This window comes from Roseospira goensis, assembly GCF_014197795.1.
In the GTDB taxonomy this organism is placed as follows: Bacteria; Pseudomonadota; Alphaproteobacteria; order Rhodospirillales; family Rhodospirillaceae; genus Rhodospira; species Rhodospira goensis.
In genome coordinates this window covers 1-2,930 of the sequence record NZ_JACIGI010000068.1, presented here as the reverse complement: position 1 = coordinate 2,930, position 2,930 = coordinate 1, and the positions used below count along the sequence as shown (strand labels likewise).

Sequence of the window (2,930 nt, the reverse complement as noted above, 5' to 3'; positions counted from 1 at the left end):
GATCCGGGCGACGACCCGGCGACCCGCGCCAGCGCCGCCCTGGACGTCCTGCTGGCCGCCGACCCGGCGCTGCTGGAGAGCGCCAGCGCCTGAGTGTTGTGACGTTCGTCTTCTGTCGTTGTCGGCCGTTGGCCGGACCGATCCGTCCAACGGCCTGCGCGCCTTCGCCGCGCCGCCGCCCGCTGCTCTGAGGATCCCGATCATGGCCCAACCCGCCCGCCCCGCCGCCAAGCCGCGCCCCAAGACCAAGGAGCTGCCCGAGCACCTGAAGGCCTACCGCCACGTCTGGGTGTTCGTGGAGCTGGAGCACGGCCGCGTCCACCCGGTCTCCTGGGAGCTGATGACCGAGGGCCGAAGGCTCGCCGACGCCCTGTCGGTGGAACTGGCCGGGGTCGTTCTCGGCCCGCCCGGCGACGGCACAGACCAGGCCGTCGCCGAGGCCTTCCACTACGGCGCCGACCGGGTGCATCTGGTCGAGGACCCGCTGCTGGCGCACTACCGCACCGACCCCTACGCCAAGGCCCTGACCGACGTGGTCAACGCCCACAAGCCGGAGATCCTGCTGCTGGGGGCGTCCACCCTGGGCCGCGACCTGGCCGGCGCCGTCGCCACCACGCTGGCCACCGGCCTGACCGCCGACTGCACCGAACTGGCCATCGACCCCGACAGCCGCGCCCTGGCCGCCACCCGGCCCACCTTCGGCGGCTCCTTGCTGTGCACCATCATGACCCAGGCGGCGCGCCCGCAGATGGCCACCGTGCGCCCGCGCGTCATGGCCATGGGCGCCCCCGACCGCAGCCGCACGGGGCCGGTGGTGCGCGACCGCCTGGACATGACGGAAGAGGCCATCGCCACCAAGGTGCTGGACTTCATCCCCGACGCCGACACCAACCAGGCCCAGCTCGCCTATGCCGACATCGTGGTCGCCGGCGGCCTGGGCCTGCAGAAGCCCGAGAACATGCGCCTGGTGGTCGAGCTGGCCGAGGTGCTGGGCGCCGAGTACGGCGGCTCGCGCCCGCTGGTGCAGAAGGGCTGGATCACCGCCGACCGCCAGATCGGCCAGACAGGCAAGACCATCCGCCCGCGCCTGTACATCGCCGCCGGCATCTCGGGAGCGATCCAGCACCGCGTCGGCTGCGAGGGTGCGGACCGCATCCTGGCCATCAACAGCGACCCCAACGCCCCCATCTTCGACTTCGCCCACCACGGCATCGTCGGCGACGCCCTGGAGATCCTGCCGGCCCTGACCGCCGCCGTCCGCCAGCGCCGCGCCGTCACCCGGATGGCCGGATAGAGCCGATTGTTCGAAATCGGAACCGGAGATGCGGTCTGATTTCGAACCTGAATCGGCTCGACATTGTTGATTTTAGAGCAGATTCACGCGCCAAAATGGGACCGTGGCGCGATTCCATTTTGGCGCGATCTGCTCTAACGCGGGCAAGGAGACGGACCCCCATGAGCCCCATGAGCCACCGTGAACACTTCGACGCCATCGTGGTGGGAGCCGGCCCGGCCGGCAACAGCGCCGCCCTGGTGATGGCCCGCGCCGGCCTGTCGGTGCTGCAGATCGAGCGCGGCGAGTACCCCGGCGCCAAGAACGTGCAGGGTGCCATCCTGTACGCCGACGCGCTGGAGCGCCTGATCCCCGACTTCCGCGACAGCGCCCCCCTGGAGCGCCACGTCATCGAGCAGCGCATGTGGATGCTCGATGACCAGTCCTATGTCGGCACCCATTTCCGCTCCGATACCTTCAACGAGGATCGCCCGAACCGCTACACCATCCTGCGGGCGCCGTTCGACAAGTGGTTCAACGGCAAGGTCCGGGAGGCCGGCGCGCTGGTGGTCTGCGAGACCACCGTCACCGGCCTGTTGCGGGACAAGAAGGGCAAGGTCATCGGGGTGTCCACCGACCGCGCCGACGGCGAGGTGACCGCCGACGTGGTCGTGCTGGCCGACGGGGTCAACGCCCTCATCGGCACCCGCGCCGGGCTGCGCCCGGTGGTCAAGCCGCAGGACGTGGCGCTGGGCGTCAAGGAAACCCTGTTCCTGTCGAAGGAGGTGATCGACGCCCGCTTCAACCTGAAGGGCAAGGAAGGCGTGGTCATCGAGGCGGCGGGGACCATCACCGCCGGCATGACCGGCACCGGCTTCCTGTACACCAACGGCGACAGCCTGTCGGTGGGCATCGGCTGTCTGGTCAGCGACTTCGCCGAAAGCCAGGTGCGCCCCTACTTCCTGCTGGAGCGGTTCAAGCAGCATCCGGCGATCGCGCCCCTGATCGCCGGCGGCGAGATCAAGGAATACGTCGCCCACATGCTGCCCGAAGGCGGCTACGAGGCCGTGCCCCCGCTTTACGGCGACGGTTGGGTCACCGCCGGGGACGCGGCGCAGTTCCTGAACGCCATGCACCGCGAGGGCTCGAACCTGGCGATGACCTCGGGCCGGCTGGCGGGCGAGACCATCGTCGCCGCCAAGGCCGCGGGCAAGCCGATGACGGCGCGCACCCTGAAGGCCTACAAGACCGCGCTGGACAACAGCTTCGTGCTGGCCGACCTGAAGAAGTACCGCCGCCTGCCCAAGGTGCTGGCGACCAACAAGCACTTCTTCACCGACTATCCGGGCCTCATCACCCATGCCGCCGAGACCATGCTGCGGGTCGACGGGCGCACCAAGCGCGACAAGGAACGCGAGGTCATGGGCAGCTTCCGCTCGGCCCGCAGCCTGCGCGGCCTGGTCGGCGACCTGTTCAAGCTGGGCCGCGCCTGGCGGTAGCCTGGCGGTCCCACGCGGGAGCGTGGGACCGAGAAGAGACCGAGACGCGGTCTGCGCGCGATCCCACGCGGGCGCGTGGGACCAAGACCCCGGAGTCGCCCGCGCACGCTCCCACGCTCCTCCCCTCCCGCCCACGCTCCTGCGTGGGCGGACCCGTA

The 2,930-nt window shown here is 70.2% G+C and carries 2 protein-coding genes; both read left to right on the top strand.

Annotated elements, in window-relative coordinates; all coding sequences use genetic code 11:
• Nucleotides 1–202: 202 nt before the first annotated feature.
• Complete coding sequence (locus GGD88_RS18250; RefSeq protein ID WP_184438177.1) at nt 203–1,294, top strand: electron transfer flavoprotein subunit alpha/FixB family protein; 1,092 nt, start codon at nt 203–205, stop codon at nt 1,292–1,294.
• 161 nt (nt 1,295–1,455) lie between these two features.
• Nucleotides 1,456–2,772 (top strand): FAD-dependent monooxygenase, encoded by a 1,317-nt coding sequence (locus GGD88_RS18245; RefSeq protein WP_246423866.1) that lies wholly within the window; start codon nt 1,456–1,458, stop codon nt 2,770–2,772.
• The last annotated feature ends 158 nt before the right edge of the window (nt 2,773–2,930 follow it).